Source organism: Coleofasciculus sp. D1-CHI-01 (assembly GCF_040218875.1).
Classification (GTDB): domain Bacteria; phylum Cyanobacteriota; class Cyanobacteriia; order Cyanobacteriales; family Coleofasciculaceae; genus Coleofasciculus.
The window spans coordinates 1-21,468 of sequence record NZ_JAVJQP010000050.1; the positions used below are offsets into that span (position 1 = coordinate 1).

Consider the following 21,468-nt stretch of genomic DNA (forward strand, 5'->3'; position numbering starts at 1 on the left):
GGGGTTGAGCTTAAGTTGACACCAATGCACGTCGGTGCGCCCCTACAGCAACGTTTCATAACAAACGACAAATGACAATTAAAGCGCCTGCGCCCTTAACCAGGCTACTGGTAAATAAAGCAACTTCCGCCCCTTAGACACATAAGCCCGTTGCGTAAACACATCATAATTATTACGCTCAATGACATCTAAAATCCCCTGATACAGCATTGTAGCCGCCCAGACGGGCCAACGCGCATCCCGACTTAGCGCCCCAATCCCTTTCTCTGCATAAGTATAAAACTTACGCGCCCGTTGAATTTGGAAGCGCATGAGTTCCTGCCAGCGCTCGTCAACCACTCCCTTAAATAAGTCTTCTTCGGTATAATTAAATAGCGCCAATTCATCTAATGGCAAATAAATTCGACCCCGTTGAGCATCTTCGCCAACATCGCGGAGGATATTGGTTAACTGCTTGGCAATCCCTAACGCGATCGCTTCTTCTACCGGATTCGTCCTAAACTGACCGTTCCAGGGCGTTTGACTCCAAGCCAGGTCAAATCCTAGCACTGGACTGGTCATTAACCCTACCGTACCCGCCACACGATAGCAGTACAGCTTCAGTTCTTCAAAGGTTTCATAACGGCTGCGAGATAAATCCATCCGCTGACCCGCGATCATATCCCGAAACGGTTGAATATCCATCGGGAACCGTTGCAACGTATCCACTAACGCCACATCCGCGTCCTCGATTGGCTGTCCCGCGAAAACAGATTCTAACTGCTGTTCCCAGCGATCCAAGGTTTCCGGCGTGGTTAAACGGGCTTGGGGACCATCCACCAGTTCATCGGTTCGCCGACACCAGAAATAGATTGCCCATATCGCACGCCGCTTTTGTTCTGGCATCAGTAAGGTAGCCAGATAAAACGTCTTGGCGTATTTTGCTGTAATCTGACGACAGATTTCATAAGCCTCAGATTCAGGAACCAGCTTTCTCATGGGCGGAGATTTAGGCAATTGAAGCATTCGTTGCAGGTAATTCGGTTAGGGGCGAAGGAGTAGATCTTGGATTAAGTCATAGCAGTTAACCGTCAAAAGAAGTCAAAAGAATGGTACTGACTCCTATCGTCGAGAAACACGTTTCCCAGAACCCAAGCTCAAGTACGCTAAAATTTAGCGGGTCAGTCTTGGAACCCAGTTCAACGGAACGCCAGCTTCCAGCCCACAGACAAAAAACAGCTTCTCGCCGATTTTAGTTCCAGGGCTTTAGCTGGGATAGTTACGGTAAAGACGGATAGTGGGGTGAGGATAATGAGTTTTTCTCTTAACCCGCACCGACAACCTCTTTACTGTCCACCTGTTTAAACAGCCGTTGACTTGAGCCTCCTGATTCATGACGCCTGACAATCACCTGCGATGTCAGCTTACCAGAAAGTACGGCACCCTCCATACTGGCAAGGTAACGTTGCATGGTGTAATCGCCAGTCAAGTAAAAATTGGCAATGGGCGTTTCTTGGGAGGGGCGATGGGCTTGTCGTCCCGGAATGGCTTTGTAAACCGAACGTGGTGTTTTGACGATGTGATACTTGAGCAACTGGGCAGGGCTATCACTATCAAAATGTTTGGGGAAGAGTTTCTTGAGTTCTTCCATCGTCGCCTCGACAATATCCTGATCCGATTTACTAATCCAATCTTTTGCCGGGGCGAGGACTAACTCCAACATCGAACGGTCAGGGTTGGCATATTCTCGACAGGTATTGCTCATGTCAGCATACACTGACAAAAGGGGCGATCGCGAAAAGAGTAGATGGTCAATATCTGTTAATTTCCGGTCAAACCACAAATGCAGGTTAATTACCGGAACCCCTTCTAAGCCTTCTAGCTTATTGAAGAACTCCATCTCTCGCCAAGGTTGAGGCATGATTAACTTTAAGGGATCGACAGGCATTGCCGAGACATAAGCATCCGCCGTCAGCACTTCGTCCCCATGTTCACCCCGAATCAAAAATCCCTGTACCGTCTGATCCGGATTGAGTAAAAACTCCTTCACCGGAACATTTAATCGCACTTCTCCACCCCTTGCGGTAATGTAGTCTACCAAGGGTTGACAGAGGCGCTCCGTCGGGGAACCATCCAGGAATGCCATTTTTGACCCATTCTTTTCCTGGAGAAAGCGATTCAGCGCCGTCAACACCACCGTTGCCGAAATTTCATCAGGGTTGATAAAATTCAGGGCTTTCGCCATGGCGATAAAGACTTGCTTTTCTACCCGTGGCGGTATAGTTTGACGCTGTAACCACTCGGAGAAGGAATACTTGTCCATCTGTTCAACATACTTCTGACCATTAATAATGGCGGGAATCAAACCCAAGCCAAACCGGATCTTCTCCGACCAGGTCAGCATATCGTTATTTCGCAGAATCGCAATAATTCCGTTAATCGGTGCCGGTAAATCCGGGAAATCAAACCGAGAGTAGGTACCCGGTTTCTCTGGCTGATTGAAAATCATGGTGTGGTCTTTCCACTGTAGCCGATCCTCAATCTCTAGCTCCTTAAAGAGCTGTAGCATATTGGGATAGGCACCAAAGAAGATATGTAACCCGGTTTCATACCAGTCTCCGTCTTCGTCTTGCCAAGCGGCAACTTTTCCGCCGAGAACGTCCCGACGTTCTAGAACAATAGGGGTGTGACCTGCATCCGTTAGATATTTGGCACAGGAAAGTCCAGCTAAACCCGCTCCAGCGATCGCAACTCGCATCTGATAGTAATACTCTTTAGTTAGGTGCTTGTCAGTGTATTCTGGATCTCATTATACTTTGCAATCCGTTACATTTGGTCAAAACTGTCGCCGACTTCATAGAATTAGCGAAGAGGCGGGGGGGTGGAGAAGCGGAGGTGCAGGGGCAGAGGGGTGGAGGAAAAAAATCTGCTATCTTGAGACCGCCACCTCTAGGGATTGGGGAACCCTTCACGGCGTTCGAGTGCATGGCGCGTGAGTTTTGATTGTGTAGGGGCGGGTTTAGAGACTTTCTTCTCGCTGTTGATGATAACGTTTGTGCAAAACCCGCCCTGACCAAATGTTGAGTTAACTCCCCCATCTCCCCCATCTCCCCCATCTCCCCCATCTCCCCCATCTCCCCCATCTCCCTCATCTCCCTCATCTCCCCCATCTCCCTCACCCCCGTTCCCACGGTCATCCATGATGAACAAACCGACTCAGCTAATCTACCCTACCGTCGATCTATTCTTATATGACCTGCGCGAGAGTTTCGGTCACTCTCTACCGGAAATCCATCACTACCGCCAACAATTTTGGCAAAAAATCGATCCCAACTTAGACGATGACAAACTCAACCAATTAGCAGCCCTAGAAAATCCCGAAGCGGATTATGTTCAACTCTTGGTTAAGGCATTTGAATCTCCCTTAGATGGATACTATCGAGCGCTGCAACTCGGAGATGCTTACGCCCTGCAAGTCAATTGTTCGGGTGATTATAAAGATGCGGAAACGAAACAACCGAATGATGCGACCCAACGCATTGAAACCTTAAACAAACTCAAGAAAATTATTGCCTCTCACATTAATCATCAGTTGGATACCTGGGAACTGCTCCCCACCCAGCAATGCACAATTGGTCAAACCTGGTTAGTGTCGGTGCAAATTGCTGATAGTAATCAAGACCCAAAGCAACTGGCTAAAGACTGTTATAAACAGCTCACCCCCAATTCTAAATGGACTCCTGAATTTAGAGAACAAGGACGATTGTTGGGGGCAAGGGTATTTGAATATTGGCATTCGCCCGATAATTGGCAGCAAGACTGGGAGTCGTTTAGTCAAGAAAACTATCATCTGATCATTTGCATGTTTCCTGCTGGTAAAAAAGTTACGGAAATTCGGCAAAATATGTATGATATTCACTTGGATTTGATCCGCTTATTTAGCTATCGCCATAAAATTATTTGGGCATACTGGCAAAGTCGTTGTCGTACTCAAGAGTTAAAACTTCAGTCTTATGAAATTCGACGTTTAGTTGCCAGTGTCCGTACCTTGCCTAATCCGATTCCTGCTCAAGGCTTAAATTTAAAAGAACTGCAATCAACCTTAATTCAGACCTTGCCCATATTATCAGATTATGCCATGAATTTAAATGACCTAGATTACTATACGACAACGATTCAGGGGAATTTAGAAAATTATCAAAAGCGGATTCAAAAGCTGGAACGAGAAACAAGCAGCTATTTAAAGTTTTTGAACCACTTTAGTGAAGTAGCGGATGAAAAATATCTGCAACAAGTCGCTACGGATGGCGCGACATTTCGTCCCGGATTACCATTGATGGAAAATTTGATTCGCACGATTGGAAGCGTAAGTGGTATTGAACAAACCAAGAGTAATCGCACGTTGAATACGACAGTTGCTTTAATTGGTATCGGATTAATTGTTAGCAGTATCGCCGCGACGGTTTTGGTCGAACAACTGCCCCCAGCGAAAGAGACGCCATTCTTGTTCACTCCTGTATTTTGGGGGAGTATTAGCACAGGAGTGATAGCTGTAGTGATTGCCTTTATTCTTCTGTTTCGCGATCGCCGTTAGAAGTTGGCATGTCTGGAAAATGGGGTGATGGGAAGTAGAGGGAGCAGGGGGAGCTGGGGGAGCAGAGGGAGCTGGGGGAGCTGGGGGAGCTGGGGGAGCTGGGGAAGATGTAGGGGCGGGTTTTACCCATAAAATTTTGACCCAAACCAATCACTTAACTAAACCCGCCCCGACCAATTACTAGAATTATCTGATCATAAGACAAATGACATAAGACAAATGACAAATGACAAATGACTATTTAGCCAATCAGTGGTTGCAACAGGGAATTGAATACTTTAAGATTGGGCGCTATGGAGAAGCGATCGCGAGTTTTGAGAAGGCTGCCCAATTCCACCCCAATATGCCAGAAATTTGGTTCCATTGGGGAAATACGGTGTTTCATCTGGGATGGTTCGACGCGGCGTTGACGAACTATGAGAAAGCGATTACCTTGAAACCGGATTACTCAGAAGCCTGGTTTAATCAGGGAAATATCCTGTTTAAATTAGGACGCCTAGAAGACGCTTTAGCGAGTTATGATCAAACAACACAATTTAATCCTGATTTGGCAGTAGCTTGGGGAAATCGGGCAAGTACGCTGTATAATTTGGGACGCTACGACGAGGCGTTAGCCAGTTGTCAACAGGCGACTCACTGCCAACCAGATTATGTGCAAGCTTGGTATATGCAAGGGTTGGTGTTGATCAATGGGGGACGAAACGAGGAAGCATTAGCAAGCTTTGATCAAGCCACAAGCTTAAATCCTGACTATCTGGAGGCTTGGAAAAATCAAGGCTGGATTCTGTTTAATTTAAACCGTTATACTGAAGCATTAGAGAGTTGGCAACAAGCGGTTTCACTACAGCCCAATGATTACGAAGTGTGGTTTCAGCAAGGAAATACGTTTTATCGATTGGAACGTTTAGAAGACGCTTTAGCGAGTTATGAAAAAGCCATTACCTTACAACCTGATGCCCCAGAAGCATGGAATAATCGGGGATTGGTTTTGTTTCATTTAACTCGCTATACCGAAGCCGTGACAAGCTGCGAAAAGGCAACTAAACTACAACCCAATTACCCAGAAGCTTGGTTTCATCGCGGTAATGCTCTATTTAGTTTAGGACGTTTAGAGGATGCGATCGCGTCTTATGACCAAGCGTTGCAGCTTAAACCCGATGATTCCGCCACTTGGGGCAATCGGGGCAGTGCGTTATATAGTTTGGGACGGTATCGAGAAGCGGTTTCGAGTTGCCAGAATGCCACCTATTTTAATCCCGACTATGCCGAGGCGTGGTACATGCAGGGATTAGCGCTAATGCAGGGAGAACAACCCAACGCCGCGATCGCTTGTTTGGATAAAGCGACAGCCTTGAAACCTGATTATGCCCAAGCCTGGTTTTATCGGGGTCATTTATTATTTCAATTAGGACATTTAGCAGAGGCGATGGCTAGTTGTCAACAAGCGACAATCCTTCAACCTAACTATGTAGAGGCTTGGTCTATTCAAGGTATCGCCTTGATCCACTTACAACGTCCCCAAGAGGCGATCGCTTGTTTGGATCGAGTGGTTGAATTGTACCCGGAACACCCGGAGGCTTGGAAACATCGGGGAACGGTTCTGTGTCAGTTGGAACGCTTAGAGGAGGCGATTAACAGTTTTGATCGGGCAATTACCCTCAAGCCAGATTACTTCCAGGCGTGGTATAATAAAGGATTACTCCTCATGCATTTAGACCGCCCAGAGGCTGCTATTACCACGTTTGATAACGCCCTAGAACTGCAACCGAATTTGTATCCCGCCTGGGTAAACCGAGGCAATTTATTATTACAAGAAGGGCGCTGGGACGCGGCGATCGCCAGTTATGATCAAGCCCTAGCCATTCAACCTAATGTTGCCGAAGCCTGGACAAATCGAGGGATTGCCTTAGAGAAGCTAGGACGTTACCAAGACGCCTTAGACAGTTATGATCAAGCCTTAGCCCTACAATCCGATGATGCCCAAACCTGGAATCATCACGGAGTTGTCCTGATCCAATTAGGACGTTATCAGAAAGCCTTAATCAGTTTTAGCTATGCATTAGATCATCAGCCCGATAATCCAGAAACCTGGAATCATCGCGGATTAGCCTTAGATAATTTAGGGCGGTATGAAGAAGCCATGGTTTGTTTTGAACAAGGGATTGAATTAAAACCCGATTACCCGGAAGCCTGGAACAATCGCGGGGTAGCGTTACGGAATTTAGGACGAGAAGAGGAAGCGATTCTATCCTTTGATCAGGCATTAGAATTAAACCCAGATTACCCGGAAGCCTGGAATAATCGGGGTTTAGCGTTACGGAATTTAGGACGAGAAGAGGAAGCGAACGCCAGCTTTGAACAAGCAACTATGAAGAATTAGATAAGTTTAGGTTTTAGTGTATAATGGTTCAATCCTCATGTTTTGAGCAAAACGATGAGATTTATTAATCCCAAAACTGATTACGCCTTCAAGAAAATTTTTGGTTCCGCTGACAGCAAAGACATTTTGATTAGTTTTCTCAATGCCTTGATTTATAACGGCAACTCTACTATTGAAGATTTAGAAATTATCAATCCCAACTTGCCCCCGAAAGTTGAAGGATTAAAAGATACTTATCTAGATGTCAAAGCTCAACTAAAAAACGGCACACTGGTGATCATTGAAATGCAAGTGCTGAATGTGCAATCCTTTGGGAAGAGAGTTTTGTTCAACGCTGCCAAGACCTATGCCTTTCAACTGCAAAAAGGAGAAGGCTACCGAATGCTTAAACCAGTCATTGCTCTAACCTTGACTGATTTTGAGATGTTCCCTGGTCGTCATCCGTTTACCTCCCGCTTCGTTTATCGAGAAGTATCCGATGGCTATGTTTATACCGAAAACGATATTGAACTGATTTTTGTTGAATTACCCAAATTTACCAAAGAAATTGAAGAACTAGAAACGATTACTGATAAATGGATTTACTTTATAAAATCAGCGCGATCGCTCGATGAAGTTCCCACAAATATGGACAATATTCCGGAACTCCACCGAGCCTTTGAAATTGCCAATCAAGCCAACTTAACCCGAGAAGAAATCGAAGATTTGGAGCGTCGAGAAATGTTTATTTATGATCAGCAAGGAGCGGTTGCTCTGGGTCGTCAAGAAGGTCGTCAAGAAGGTCGTCAAGAGGGCAAAAAAGAAGAACAACACGCTATTGCTAAAAACCTACTCACCCTACTGGATGACGAAGCGATCGCGGCAACAACAGGATTAAGTCTGGAAGCCGTTCGAGAACTGCGCGAGAAAGAGTCTGAGAATTTGTAGAACTAATAACCCATGATCAATGACCAATAAACTTAAGAATTCAAAAAATCGGCATCAATTTCAGGCAAAGAAGGATTGATACTAATCCCAGAACCCAGTTCAAATCCGGCTGGAGTCGTTAACCGAGGACTAATTTGGCAATACCAATGAACCTGAGGTTCTTCGGCTTTGTAACGGGCAGCCGTATTAATCACATAATTATAATCGGGGTCACTGAGCTTTTCATACAAGCGGGTCAGGACATTTTTGAGAATTAACGCAAAATGGGGCTTTTCTAGAGCGGAGATACTACCAAAATCTGCTTCATGTTCCTTTGGCATAATCCAAATTTCAAACGGCACATCAGCCGCAAAAGGAATAAACGCCAGAAATGATTCATTTTCAGCAATCACCCGTCTGCGGTGATGCTGTTCAAACTCTAAAATATCGCAATACACACATCGTTGCCATTGATCATAATATCGCTGGGCTTCTTGTTCTCGCACTCGAATATTTTGCGGCACCATGCCGGTTACAATCATTTGAGAATGGGGATGACTTAACGATGCACCCGCTTTCATCCCATGATTGCGAAAAATAATTGCCATCATATTCTTATGGGCTTGCATGAGTGTGACGTAGCGCTTGTGATAGGTCTCAATCACCGTTTCTACGTCCTCGATTGACATTGTGGCAAGATCTTGACGATGATCAGGACTTTCAATAATCACTTCATGCTGACCATAACCGGGCATCATTAAATAAATCCCCTCCTTCGATCGCTCTCTGTCTTCATCAGGAGTTAACGCCGGAAACTTATTCAGTACAACCCGCGTTTGCCAGCCTTTGTGGTGTCGGCTTGGCATCTCCAGGAAAATTCTCTCAGCTTTATGTTCATTGCCGGGACAAAAGGGACAATCTCGCGATAGAATCCCTGAAGTTTGTTTGTTGTGACTTTTTTGCTGAAAATCCTGGGGACGTTTACGCCGACTGGGTGCATAAATCACCCATTCTTTCGTCACCTTGTTGAGTCGGATTTGACCGGATTGCATACTATCTAGCCCCTATAATGTACTTGGATAATCGTTGTCTTATAGTCGTTGATAATCGTTCAGATCGGAATTTTGTCTGATGTTAACTCATCCGTTGCGTCTCTCATTTATCATCCAGACATTATTTGTCTGATGTCAACTCCTCCGTTGTGTCCCTCATTCACCATTCATTATTCAGACAATGTACATCGGATTTCTCAACCCCCAAGGTAACTTTGACCCAGAGGATAGGTATATTACAGAACATCCCGACTTTGGCGGTCAACTGGTGTATGTCAAGCAAGTCGCCCTGGCGATCGCGGCGCAGGGACACCGGGTTGATATCCTCACCCGTCAAATCATCGATCCAGAGTGGGAGGGGTTTGCTAAACCCTTTGATGGGTATCCCGGTGTGGAAAATCTCCGGATTGTCCGCTTACCCGCCGGACCCCAGGAATTTTTACGCAAAGAGTTACTTTGGACTCATCTGGTTCGAGATTGGGTACCCAATATTCTGAAATTTTATCAAGACCAAGGGGAAATTCCCGATATCATGACCGCCCACTACGCGGATGGGGGACTGGCGGGTTTATTACTTGAAGCACAAACAGGCGTACCGTTTACGTTTACCGCCCATTCCCTAGGCGCTCAAAAGATGGACAAATTAAAGGTGACGCCAGAAAATTTGGCACAAATGAACGACTATTACTACTTTGGACACCGCCTAGTTGTCGAACGCCTCAGCATGAATCACTCGGCAATTAATATTACGAATACTCGCCAAGAACGCTTCAACCAATATAGTCATCCGGCGTATCGATGTGCTGTCGATGTCGATAATGATGCTCCCTTTGCGGTAATTTCACCGGGAGTAGACCCAGCTATGTTTAGTGCTGAGGTTCGCTCTCCCAACGAAGAGGCAACCTATCAGTTAGTTCAAGATAAATTAGCGCGAGATATTGCTGAGTCGCGGCGGGATTTACCCGTGATTCTGGCATCGAGTCGATTAGACCCTAAAAAGAATCTTTTGGGACTTGTACAAGCCTTTGCCTACAGTTGCACCTTGCAAGAACGAGCTAATATCGTGCTAATTACGGCGGGATTAGATAATCCACTAAAAGAGAAGGTAAAGGATGAACAAACAGAACAACAGGTATTGGCACCAATCCGAGAAGTGGTGAATGACCATAACTTATGGGGCAAAATTAGCGCCTTTTGCGTCCCGGATCAACCCGCCCTAGCCGCCACTTATCGCTTTTTAGCCCAACGCCGCTCCGTATTTGCTCTACCCTCTCTGTTTGAACCCTTTGGTTTAGCTCCCTTAGAAGCCGCCGCCGCCGGATTACCGGTTGTCGTTACCCAGAATGGGGGAATTACAGAAAGCTTACAGACAGATCATCAAGAGTATGGGGTTTTAATTGACCCCGATGATCCGGTGGATATGGCGCGAGGATTGGAACGGTTAATCTGTAATGAATCTGAGTGGCAGAGTTATTCTCAACGGACTCAGCAACTGGTACTGAATCACTATACTTGGGAAAGTACAGCTCAAGGCTATTTAAACGTAATTGAGCAGATTTTATCGTCACCTAAAACCAATCGTCGAGTAAGGCGACTTCCAATTCATCCGTTCTTACGTAATCCCCAACCGGAAAACGATGTTTCCGTGGCTCAATTGAGTCAACTCTACTTTGGTCATGATGATCCATCTGTGGGCGAACTTAATCATTGACTTAAACTTAACTTTGTGATAACAGTGTAAAGCTATTACCTTTAAATTCAAGTCGGATATTAAAAAAAAATTATCATTGACAAATACTTCTTAAATATGTTATAATAGCCAAAAATTAATTAACCACTTCCCATTATTTTTCCTATGATTTTTATTTTAGCCATATTTTATCTGGGTAATAGTCTTTAACTTAATTTTTTGGACACACTTATTCGCATAATCAGTACAAAAACAACTCAACCATAAAACTTCATTGTGATGTCTAAATGTCATGTATGAAGCTACGTTTTGGAGTTATTAATTAGGGTGTATAAAATAATGTCATGAAAATTGCTTTAGTTCATGATTATTTAACCCAAAGAGGGGGAGCAGAGCGAGTATTTGAACTGCTTTGTCAATATTTTCCCGAAGCTGATATATTTACATCACTATACGATCCGCAGCGAACCATTGAGTTAGGCGATCGCTTGGTGAAGACCACGCAACTGCAAAATATTCCCGGCGCCACCAAGTACTTCCGACTCTTGGCGCCGTTCTACTATCCAGCGTTTCGGGCATTAGACCTGCAAGAGTATGATTTAATCATTAGCAGCACCAGTAGCTTCGCTAAAGGGGTGCGGAAACGTCCTGGCGCTACTCATATTTGTTTTTGTCATAACGTCACCCGGTTTCTCTGGGATACCCAAACTTACCTACGGGAATACAAGAACTTTCGACTCTATTCCCCCGTAATTGAACTAATCTTTAATCAGCTCAGAGAGTTCGATATCGCCTACGCTCAGGAACCCGATCTCTATATTGCCAATTCAACCACGGTGGCTAAGCGAATTCAAAGCATCTATGGAAAACCCGCACAAGTCATTCACTATCCAATTAATACCAGCAAGTTTATTTTTGACGATCAAAAGGAAGATTATTTCTATGTTTCATCCCGCATGATCAGCTATAAACGCATCGATATTATCGTGGAAGCCTTCAATTGGCTGGGGTGGAAGCTTCTGATTGCTGGTGATGGACCAGAACGAGAACGTCTTGAAGCCAAAGCCTTGGACAATATTCGATTTTTGGGGTACGTGAGTGATAAGGAGCGCAAGCAGCTTATGGCAAAAGCGCAGGGGGTGATTATTGCTGCATTAGAAGACTATGGATTAGTTCCCATTGAAGCCAACGTCAGTGGTACTCCAGTAATTGCTTACGGTGCAGGAGGAGTCCTGGATACACAAATTCCCGGGAAAACTGGCGTATTTTTCAAGAAACAAACTCCAGAATCTATCCATGCCGCCTTAATCAAATTCAATCAATTACCATGGAATTATAGTCAGATTCGGGATCATGCTCTGAGTAACTTCTCAGAAGCAGTATTTTTTGGCAAAGTGACCCAATTAATGGAGCAGGTGTGTGGATTTAGACCGTATCATTCTCTCTCATTTATCCATTCCAGTTGAGCAATCGTGACAGTGACATCAAATAATCCTCAGGGAGCAGATACCGATTTTGGTTACGGGCAACTGTTTGCCATCTTAGTCCGCCGACGCTTTTGGTTTTTCGGTGTATTTTGTGGGGTTTTGGCGATCGCAACTCCTCTGTCGTTGACCAAATCTCCCACCTACCGGAGTTCCATGCAGCTATTGGTTGAGCCGTATTTCAGAGAAAATAATCAAAATAGACAACCGGCTTTTGAAGATCAGGTGAAGGACTCGAATCTAGAAGTAGATTACGCCACCCAGTTAAACCTAATGCGGAGTACTCAACTTCTGCAACAAGCCGTGGATTTGCTGCACCCGCGATACCCAAACCTTGAGGTTGGAACCCTGAAGGAATCCTTGACAGTTACCCGGAAGCAGGAGGGTAAAACAGAGACTAAGATTGTGCAAGTGGACTATACCAGCAATGATCCGGTTAAAACCCAAAAGGTTCTAGAAGCGATTCAAAAGGTTTATCAGGAGTTCAGCCTCCAGCAGCAGCAACAACGCATTGCCGAAGGTTTAGCATTTATCAATAACCAGTTACCCACCGCACGCCAGAGTGTCAGCCAAGCCGAGCAAGCCCTAGAACAGTTTCGCCAAACCCAGAACCTGATTGACCCGCAGCAGCAAGCCACAACGGTGACACAAAGGCTGAACACGATTAAGCAAGAGCGAGAAACTATTCGCGCTCAGTTACAAGAAACCAGGGCGCGTTATCAACAACTACAGCAACAACTGGCGCGTTCTCCCCAAAAGGCACTCACCGCTTCCCGCTTAAGTGAGTCATCCCGTTACCAAACTCTGCTGGATGAACTGCAAAAGACGGAACTCACCTTGGCAGAGCAACGGGTGAGATTTACCGATGCTGATCCGAGTGTACAGAACCTGATGCAACAGCGTCAGCGCCAGCAGGAACTGTTGCAAGCCGAAGCCAATCGCGTATTAGGAGAAGTGCGACTAGAAACAGCAGAAAGCTTAGAGAAAGCTGGACAGTTGGGAGATACAGATTTGAATCTTTCACGCCAGCTTGTGGAAACCAAAACCCATCTGGAAGCTCTAGCAGCAAGGGATCAGAGTTTGGCACAAACTCAGCAGCAACTCCAAGCGCAACTGAGTCGTTTTCCTCAACTGATAGCGGAGTACGAACACCTGCAACCTGAGGTGCAAGTAGAACGCAACACCCTGCAAAAACTCCTCGCAGCCCGACAAGAGTTAGGGATTGAAATCGCTAGGGGCGGATTTAAATGGCAAGTGGTGGAAGCCCCCCACTTAGGCAATCAACTGGGTCCGAACACAAAGCAGGACTTAATCTTGGCTGTGGTGGTGGGGTTTTTCTTGGGCGGAGTGGCGGCTTTTGGACGGGAAGCGCTTGATGATGCTGTGCATACCTCTGATCAGTTGAAGCAACGGGTGGCACTGCCTTTACTGGGTATCTTACCCCAATTGCCTCGCCTGAGTACCAATGGGCGGCTGATGCACTTTCCCTTCAGTAAGTCGCCCACTCCTGAACCGGAAACCCTTCCCATGCTGCAATCGCTGCCCTTGCGGGAATCGTTAGATCTGATCTATAAACATATCCAACTGTTAAACGCTGATGCCATACTCAAATCTCTGGTTATTACGTCCGCCTTACCTGGTGAGGGGAAGTCCACATTCGTATTGGGTTTGGCATTTAGTGCCGCTCGCTTACACCAGCGGGTACTCTTAATTGATGCGGATTTGCGCCGTCCGACGCTGCACCAACAGCTTCACTTGTCTAATGATCAAGGACTGGCAACGATACTTGCTGATCAAACGTCAGACGTTGCTCCACAGCCGCTTTCCCTGTTCGGCGTCGAGATTGAGGTATTAACGGCTGGACCAACGCCACCCGATCCGGTTAAGTTGCTGAGTTCTCAACGAATGAAGCAATTAATGGCGACCTTTGAACAGCGTTATGACTTAATGTTACTCGATACTCCGCCAGTTCTGGGTATTGTCGATGCTATGCAAGCGGCTTCATTTTGTCAGGGTGTGGTATTGGTTGCTCGCTTAGATCGGGTGACGCAATCAGAACTGACTGAGGCAACTAATCTGCTGGGTCCCTTGAACGCGATCGGTGTGGTGGCAAATGGTGCTAGTAGTTATACCAATCGTTATGTTGCTGATGCCCAGCAGAGTAAACGTCAAGTATTAGAGCTTAACTAGACTCACCCGCCGTACTTCAATTTGTAGCAAGCCAAGGAGTATGTTGAGCCTAAATAGCTTAGCAATTTGGTTAAGTATAAATACTTAGATCATTCAGAACAGAATGTGGGAATAGCGCTCCACTGGAAAGAAAAAGGAGTAACGGTTTACGGTTCATCTTTATCGAATTGTTATAGAGTCTTCATCAAATCTTTACAAAAAAACCAAAAAAAAAACACTTAAATCGCTTAAAATTAAAATATTCTACTGCTGAAGTAAAAATAAATATTGGGCAACTAAGCTATCCGAAGTTTGTCGGATTCTCGTTTAGCTTGTTTAATTAATTAACCCATCTACATCTACTTATTGAGACGAATGAGCATCTCTCCAATTGCACCTAGCACTAAAAAATTGACTCATGAGCAAAAACAGAGTTGTCCACATTCATGTATGCTGAAATGGCGACAGGATAAATTGCTAGTCAGGCGCAGAAATTTGGACAACCATCCTTGTTTGACTACGTTGGAGAATGATCAACGGTTAACTGAGTGTTTGAAACATTCCCCAGTCAAACTCGTTTCTTTAGATTACGAACTTGGAGAGACTCAACTCAAGCGTTGGGCAGATGCTTGTGAGCAAGCGGGGAAGCCCGTCTTTTTGCGAATTCCTTCTCTTCGGGAATTACCGAGAAATCGCCGTCCCCTAAACTGGTTTATCAAGCGTATTATTGATGGACTCGCTGCTTCTTTCTTATTAATCGTGTTGAGTCCCATCCTGCTGCTATTAGCATTTTTGGTTCGTATGTCCTCGCCAGGACCGATATTCTTTAAGCAATGGCGGATTGGTAAACGGGGCAGGTTTTTCCGGATTCTCAAGTTTCGCACAATGGTGGTGGATGCCGAGAAACTGCACCATCAAGTGATGGGTGATATGCCAGGGTTGCACAAGTGCAAAGATGACCCCCGCGTGACTCCCCTAGGGCTTTGGCTGCGAAAGTACAACTTGGATGAATTACCCCAGTTAATTAATGTGTTACGGGGTGAACTCAGCTTAGTTGGACCCCGCCCCTGGGCTTTGTATGATGCTGTACGGATTAGCCCTGAAGGAAAACGGCGGTTGAATGCCCGACCTGGAATCACGGGAAGTTGGCAGGTAGAAGCCCGGTCAACTCTGCTGGATTTGGAAACAATTAATCATTGGGATCTCGACTATCTCCGTGGTTGGTCAGTGCGGCAGGATCTCATGCTGCTGTTGAGAACAATTCCCAAAGTACTCTCCGGTTTTGGCGCTTACTAGAAAACGTCGCCCCTGCCTCTGTTGTCATCTGAACCGAAAACCTTTCAAGTGAATGAATGTTTTCGCTGGCATCGAGAGTCTCTCAACCCAACCCTAGTATAACCCTGCTGTTGATCAAATACCCATGGTACTAAAGGTTCCTAACCCAATCCGCAATTTCCTGAAAACCACCCGCTTTTGGCAGGATAATGCTTTTATCTTTCGAGAGTTTAAAAATTTTCGCCGCATTGCTATTTTGGCGGTGGTGTTTACATTACTGGCAGCGGTGTTTGAGGGGTTCGGCGTTGGGTTTATCCTGTCCTTCTTACAAAGTTTTACCAGCCCAGAAGCTGAGCCAATTAAAACGGGAATTGAGTGGCTTGATGTTTGGGTATTAGCGGTCAATGCACCCGCTAGAGAACGACTCTATCGGGTATCTGCTCTGATTCTAGTGGTTACTTGGCTGCGATGTGGATTGACCTACTTAGGACTGGTTTATAGTAAAATTGCTCAGATTAATCTCATTGATGGGCTGCGAAAGCAAATGTTTGAACAGCTTCAAGGATTGAGTCTGAGATATTTTTCTAAGACTCGTTCGGGTGAACTGCTCAATAGTTTAACGACGGAAATTGAGCAAATTAAACAGTCTTTTGAGGTGATGGCTTTTCTGTTGACTCGGGGGTCAACGCTCATCGCTTATATCATCTCAATGGTGTTGATATCCTGGCAACTGACGATCATTTCCTTGATGTTGTTTACGCTACTTTCTGTTGGAGTATCAACATTGATCGCTCGGGTACGAGAAGCCAGCTTTGAACGGTCAAAAGCCAATGGAATGTTTGTCGCCACAGCCGTTGAATTTATCAGTGGAATTCGCACGGTTCACGCCTTTGCTACCCAGGATTTTGAACGCAGGCGTTTTTATGATGCCAGCTCAGGCATTGTCAACACGATGACCAAAATCGTGAAAGCGAGTAATTTGGTCGGACCGCTTTCGGAGGGGATGTCCATTACGATTATTATCGGAATGTTACTGTTTGCTTTTGCGACGTTTATTCCCAATAATCAGCTTCAACCTGCTTCATTTTTGACATTCTTATTCGTTTTGTTTCGTCTGATGCCCATTGTCCGTCAATTCAATGGAACTCGAGCCAAACTCGGTGATTTTCAAGGGTCGCTGAATAATATTAAAGAGTTACTCAGAACTGACAATAAACCCTATTTTGAAGATGGAACAGTTCAGTTTAAAGGCTTACAACGAGGGATTGAGTTTGTCGGTGTCGATTTTGGGTATGAGGCGGATAATCTTGTCTTACATAACGTTACGCTAACCATTGAACGAGGAAAGACGACGGCGTTAGTGGGGGCGTCGGGTGCGGGTAAAACCACCCTAGCGGATCTGATTCCCCGATTCTATGATCCAACACACGGAAACGTTTTGTTGGATGGCATCGATTTGCGGGACTTTGACATTCATTCTGTACGTCGTCGGCTGGCGATTGTTAGTCAGGACACGTTTATTTTTAATACATCGGTTCGCAATAATATTGCTTACGGCACAGAAGCAGCTGATGAGACAGCGATTCGGGAAGCGGCTCGTTTAGCCAATGCCTTAGAGTTTATCGAAGAAATGCCCCAAGGGTTTGACACCCGCTTAGGCGATCGCGGAGTGAGGTTATCAGGGGGACAACGACAACGGATTGCGATCGCGCGAGCGCTGCTGCGTAATCCGGATATTCTGATTCTGGATGAAGCTACGAGTGCTTTAGACTCCGTGTCAGAACGTCTGATTCAGGAGTCATTAGAGCAACTTTCAGTGGGACGAACCGTGATTGCGATCGCCCATCGGTTATCGACGATTATGCGGGCGGATAAAGTTGTGGTACTTGAGCAGGGACGGATTGTTGAACAGGGAGGATATCAGGAGTTGTTAGAACATCGGGGTAAGCTTTGGAACTATCACCAAATGCAGCATGAATTGGGGCAAGTCGGCTAGGAGATCAGGTGATTTTATGGTACTTCCTAATTTTTTGATTATCGGTGCTGCTAAAGCGGGAACCAGCTCACTCTATTACTATCTCCAACAACACCCGCAAATTTATATGAGTCCGGTTAAGGAACCCAAATTCTTTGCTTTAGAGGGGGAACCCCTTGATTTTCAAGGTCCGGATCAAGGGATCAATCGAACGTCTAGAACCAGCCTTGCTGCCTACAGCGAACTGTTTCAGGAGGTATCTGATCAGATTGCGATCGGTGAAGCCTCCCCCATCTACCTGTACAGTCCTAAAGCGGCAACCCGGATAAAGCACTACCTCCCCAATGTAAAGCTGATCGCCATCTTGCGTCATCCTGTTGATCGGGCTTTCTCCAGTTTTGCTCACTTAGTTCGAGAAGGGTATGAAACCCTTTCCTTTGCCGAGGCTTTAAGGGAGGAGCCAACCCGGATACAGCGGAAATGGGCACCTCTTTTTTACTACAAGCAACAAGGATTCTATTATGAACAACTCAAGCGTTACTTTGATATATTTGAGCGATCGCAGCTCAAACTCTACCTTTATGAAGAACTCGCGGCAAACTCAACGGCTGTCGTCCAAGATATTTTTAGATTTCTGGGTGTAGATGATAAATTTACCCCTGACTTAAGTCGAAAAAATATATCGGGTGTTCCTAAAAGTAGGCTAGTGTATTCTCTGTTTAATCGAGACAACCCGATCAAGTCGGCGTTAAAACCGCTTTTTTCGGAACAGCTTCGTCGAACTATTGCTGAAAGGTTTGATAAACAAAACTTAGGGGCGAAACCTATTTTATCGCCAGAGGATCGCCAAGACTTGATAAAACTCTACAAAGAAGATATTTTCAAGCTTCAGGATCTGATCCAACGAGACCTTTCTCACTGGGTAACATAAATGAGTTCTTGTGCTGAACTAAAAAATGCATCTAATAATGATTAAGCGTTTAAAGACTAAATCTCCACTGTTGACTATTCGTATATTAGCTTTAGCGATTTGTACGGCTATCTTAGTGATTGGCATTAACTATATCGTTGGGCAACCTGCCAATGAACAATTAAATCTTTCTACAGAAAATAAAACCTGGTTTACTTCCAGTCTTTTACGCACCCATGAGTTTAGATTATTCGACTTAGGCGTCGTTGATGTTAATTCGGACAAAAATTTAGATATCTTCACGTCTAATCATAATCATGGTCAGTTACTCTTGCTGGGTGAAGGCAATGGCGAATTTACCCAAAATAGGTTATCGTCGTTGCGACTGGATCAAGACCACGATTTTCCGGGTCTTGAATATTCGGGAACTGAGCCTAAAATTAGTAAGCCAGGTATCTATATTTACTGGAAAGACAGAAGCTTAATTATAAAAAACAATAAAAACAAAAACTCAATTCAAGGACTAATTAAATTATCTTCTCCCCTAACCGTCAAAGAAAATAAGCAATTTGATGTCAACGTCACCGAAGACAAACTTGCTTCCGGAGCCATTGTATCAACCTTGGAATTTAAAAGTGAAACTAATGATAGTAAACTTGTCTTTACACCTCACAACGTTAGCCTGCCGATCACGTTCCAGCTAGATAATCTAGATAATGAACTTCCTCTAGAGAGCGTCTTTGTTGGCAATCAATTTGTCAATCCCAAGTCCCCCGAATTCTCTTTATATTTAAGAGACCGTCACGGCATGGCTTGGGCAGACTATGATGCAGAAGGCATGGTTGATGTTTTCATCGTGCGCGGGGGTCTCAAGGGGAGAATGGATAAAATTCCGGAGAGGTTCAGCGATGAATTATTAGTTGATCAGGGTAACCCGACGTTTCAGGATATTACAGATCAATCAGGAATTGTTAAGCATGGCTGTCCCGCTTTACAGACGGCTTGGGTGGATTTTAATGCAGATAATCGTCTCGATATTTACACGGTATGTTATCAAGCGGCTGGTCAAACAGCTACGTTTCCCAATCAGCTTTATCGTCAGGATTCTGAGGGTACGTTTGTGAACGTAGCTAGCCCAACCAATCTGGATTTTCCTAACATGGGAATCTTTGCCTGGTTAGATGCAGATAGAGATAGAGATATTGATTTAGTTTGGGTGGATGAAAAAGCGTTTTGGTTGTATGTCAATGAATCCGGGCAATTTAACCCTCAGTTAATTGGAGAAAATCCTGGAAGTGTGATCGAGAGATTTGAGGATAGCAATAAATTGACGGTTGCTGACTATGATGCGGATGGGGATTTAGATGTATTTTTTGCCTCACCCAACGCCAATGCCTTATTAATTAATAATCGCGGGACGTATGAAGTGGTTAAACCCCAGCAAGTTGGACTCCCGACTCAAGCGTTGACGGCTAACTGGGTAGACTACGATAACGACGGTTTAACCGATTTACATTTAATACCCGGTGGGTTATATCGCCAAGGTCAAGACCACAAATTTACAGCCACTCAGATGCTAGAAGTGAAATCCCCTGAATTACTGGAGTCCCGCGCCACTTGGCTTGATGCCGATAACGATGGCGATCGCGATTTACTTTTAGCCACACGGTATCACGATTCTATCCTGAATCGGTTTGTCAAAAAAGTATTTGCACAATCCCCGTTACCCTCGTTCTGGCAAGTGAAGCTATATTCTAATATCGGTGCAACCAATCATTGGCTACAAGTTCAACTCATTGGATCACCTAAAAATCGCCAAGCTATTGGTTCTCATGTTGAAGTGGTTGCGTCTGACGGAGTTCAAGTTCAAGCTGTTGGTCAAGCGGAAGGATCGCACTTTTCTCAGGGACATTATCGGTTGTACTTTGGGTTAGGACAAACTCCTCAAGTCAACTCAATCAAGATAGTTTGGTCGGACGGGGAGTTCCAGGAAATTAAAAATCCGCCTATTGACCAGTTGTTAACTATTGAAAAAGCTTAAGGAGGGAATTGAAATGGTAATGCCTAATTTTCTAATTATCGGTGCGGCTAAAGCGGGAACCAGTTCGCTTTATTCCTACTTAAAACAGCATCCTCAGATTTATATGAGTCCGATTAAGGAACCGAGGTTTTTTGCCTTAGAAGGTGAGACCCTTGATTTCCAAGGTCTTGCACAGGGAATCAATCGTCGTTCAGTGACTCAGATTGAGGACTATTGCCGCCTATTTCAAGGTGTTACCAACGAGATAGCGATTGGTGAAGCGTCTACATTATACCTGCACAGTCAGAAGGCGATCGCCCGGATCAAGCACTATATTCCTAAGGTTAAATTAATCGCCATTCTTCGTGATCCAGCCGAGCGAGCTTTTTCGAGTTATCTGCATTTAGTTCGGGATGGTTACGAGACACTTTCTTTTGCCGAGGGACTGGACGCAGAAGAACGCAGAATCAAAGAGAAATGGCAGCCGCTTTGGTATTACAAGCAGCGAGGATTTTATGCCGATTGGATTAAGCAATATTTTGCCGCGTTTGAACGAGAACAGATTAAGATTTACCTGTATGATGATTTGGTAGCTGACACGAATGCTGTGGTTAAAGATATTTATCAGTTCCTGGGTGTCGATGATGACTTTACGCCCGAATTAACTAGAGAAAATGTATCAGGGATTCCCAAAAATAAGCTTTTACAAACAATTCTGACTAAAGAAAATCTGATTAAATCGGCGCTTAAGCCTTTACTGCCTAAAAAACTCCGTCACAGCCTTAACCGGAGTATTACCCAGAAGAATCTGGGCAAAAAAACAATTCTAGATCCTGACATCCGAGAAAAATTAATCGATATGTATAAACCAGATATTATACAGCTTCAGACCATTCTGGGGCGAGATCTGGCTAAGTGGATGAAGTAGTTGAGTGGACGAAAAGGCTTGATATGAAGTTTTGATGAAGTTTAAATATTTACTTGATTTTGCTTTTTTTAAAGGGTTAACATACAAATGAATCCATAAATAGCAA

Annotated in this window: 15 protein-coding genes; 11 read left to right on the top strand and 4 right to left on the bottom strand. The window is 44.9% G+C overall.

The window, feature by feature from the left end:
• Positions 1 to 78: 78 nt before the first annotated feature.
• The 3 genes from crtB to RIB93_RS09435 form a co-directional block, all read right to left on the bottom strand.
• Entirely contained in the window at positions 79 to 1,005 is a 927-nt protein-coding gene (gene crtB, locus RIB93_RS09425) for a 15-cis-phytoene synthase CrtB (protein WP_446372517.1), read from the bottom strand.
• A gap of 298 nt (positions 1,006 to 1,303) precedes the next feature.
• On the bottom strand, positions 1,304 to 2,737 hold the full coding sequence (gene pds / locus RIB93_RS09430; RefSeq protein WP_446372519.1) for a 15-cis-phytoene desaturase: 1,434 nt from the start codon (positions 2,735 to 2,737) through the stop codon (positions 1,304 to 1,306).
• A gap of 191 nt (positions 2,738 to 2,928) precedes the next feature.
• Positions 2,929 to 3,180, bottom strand: a complete 252-nt coding sequence (locus RIB93_RS09435; protein ID WP_446372521.1) for a hypothetical protein — start codon at positions 3,178 to 3,180, stop codon at positions 2,929 to 2,931.
• On the opposite strand from RIB93_RS09435, the gene RIB93_RS09440 reads away from it, so the two are divergent.
• The 3 genes from RIB93_RS09440 to RIB93_RS09450 all read left to right on the top strand — a co-directional run bounded on the left by RIB93_RS09440 (position 3,179) and on the right by RIB93_RS09450 (position 7,880).
• On the top strand, positions 3,179 to 4,573 hold the full coding sequence (locus tag RIB93_RS09440; RefSeq protein WP_446372523.1) for a DUF308 domain-containing protein: 1,395 nt from the start codon (positions 3,179 to 3,181) through the stop codon (positions 4,571 to 4,573). The genes RIB93_RS09435 and RIB93_RS09440 overlap by 2 nt on opposite strands.
• Before the next feature lie 226 nt (positions 4,574 to 4,799).
• Positions 4,800 to 6,953, top strand: coding sequence for a tetratricopeptide repeat protein (locus tag RIB93_RS09445; RefSeq protein ID WP_446372525.1), 2,154 nt, complete (start codon positions 4,800 to 4,802; stop codon positions 6,951 to 6,953).
• A gap of 54 nt (positions 6,954 to 7,007) precedes the next feature.
• Positions 7,008 to 7,880: an Rpn family recombination-promoting nuclease/putative transposase gene (locus RIB93_RS09450; protein WP_446372527.1), complete on the top strand. Its 873-nt coding sequence runs from the start codon at positions 7,008 to 7,010 to the stop codon at positions 7,878 to 7,880.
• Positions 7,881 to 7,912: 32 nt separating this feature from the next.
• On the opposite strand, the gene galT is transcribed toward RIB93_RS09450, so the two are convergent.
• The gene (gene galT, locus RIB93_RS09455; protein ID WP_446372529.1) at positions 7,913 to 8,911 is read right to left on the bottom strand and encodes a galactose-1-phosphate uridylyltransferase; all 999 of its coding nucleotides are present in this window, start codon (positions 8,909 to 8,911) and stop codon (positions 7,913 to 7,915) included.
• Positions 8,912 to 9,092: 181 nt separating this feature from the next.
• On the opposite strand from galT, the gene RIB93_RS09460 reads away from it, so the two are divergent.
• The 8 genes from RIB93_RS09460 to RIB93_RS09495 all read left to right on the top strand — a co-directional run bounded on the left by RIB93_RS09460 (position 9,093) and on the right by RIB93_RS09495 (position 21,362).
• Positions 9,093 to 10,622, top strand: coding sequence for a glycosyltransferase (locus RIB93_RS09460; RefSeq protein ID WP_446372531.1), 1,530 nt, complete (start codon positions 9,093 to 9,095; stop codon positions 10,620 to 10,622).
• 323 nt (positions 10,623 to 10,945) lie between these two features.
• Positions 10,946 to 12,067: a glycosyltransferase gene (locus tag RIB93_RS09465; RefSeq protein ID WP_446372533.1), complete on the top strand. Its 1,122-nt coding sequence runs from the start codon at positions 10,946 to 10,948 to the stop codon at positions 12,065 to 12,067.
• Positions 12,068 to 12,073: 6 nt separating this feature from the next.
• Positions 12,074 to 14,275: a GumC family protein gene (locus RIB93_RS09470; RefSeq protein ID WP_446372535.1), complete on the top strand. Its 2,202-nt coding sequence runs from the start codon at positions 12,074 to 12,076 to the stop codon at positions 14,273 to 14,275.
• A gap of 354 nt (positions 14,276 to 14,629) precedes the next feature.
• Entirely contained in the window at positions 14,630 to 15,550 is a 921-nt protein-coding gene (gene hepC, locus RIB93_RS09475; protein WP_446372537.1) for a heterocyst development glycosyltransferase HepC, read from the top strand.
• A gap of 124 nt (positions 15,551 to 15,674) precedes the next feature.
• Positions 15,675 to 17,525 (top strand): heterocyst formation ABC transporter subunit HepA, encoded by a 1,851-nt coding sequence (hepA, locus tag RIB93_RS09480; protein ID WP_446372539.1) that lies wholly within the window; start codon positions 15,675 to 15,677, stop codon positions 17,523 to 17,525.
• 16 nt (positions 17,526 to 17,541) lie between these two features.
• Positions 17,542 to 18,435, top strand: a complete 894-nt coding sequence (locus RIB93_RS09485) for a sulfotransferase family protein (protein ID WP_446372541.1) — start codon at positions 17,542 to 17,544, stop codon at positions 18,433 to 18,435.
• Positions 18,436 to 18,505: 70 nt separating this feature from the next.
• The gene (locus RIB93_RS09490; protein WP_446372543.1) at positions 18,506 to 20,455 is read left to right on the top strand and encodes a CRTAC1 family protein; all 1,950 of its coding nucleotides are present in this window, start codon (positions 18,506 to 18,508) and stop codon (positions 20,453 to 20,455) included.
• A 19-nt stretch (positions 20,456 to 20,474) separates the two neighbouring features.
• Positions 20,475 to 21,362, top strand: coding sequence for a sulfotransferase family protein (locus RIB93_RS09495; RefSeq protein ID WP_446372545.1), 888 nt, complete (start codon positions 20,475 to 20,477; stop codon positions 21,360 to 21,362).
• Positions 21,363 to 21,468 lie beyond the last annotated feature (106 nt).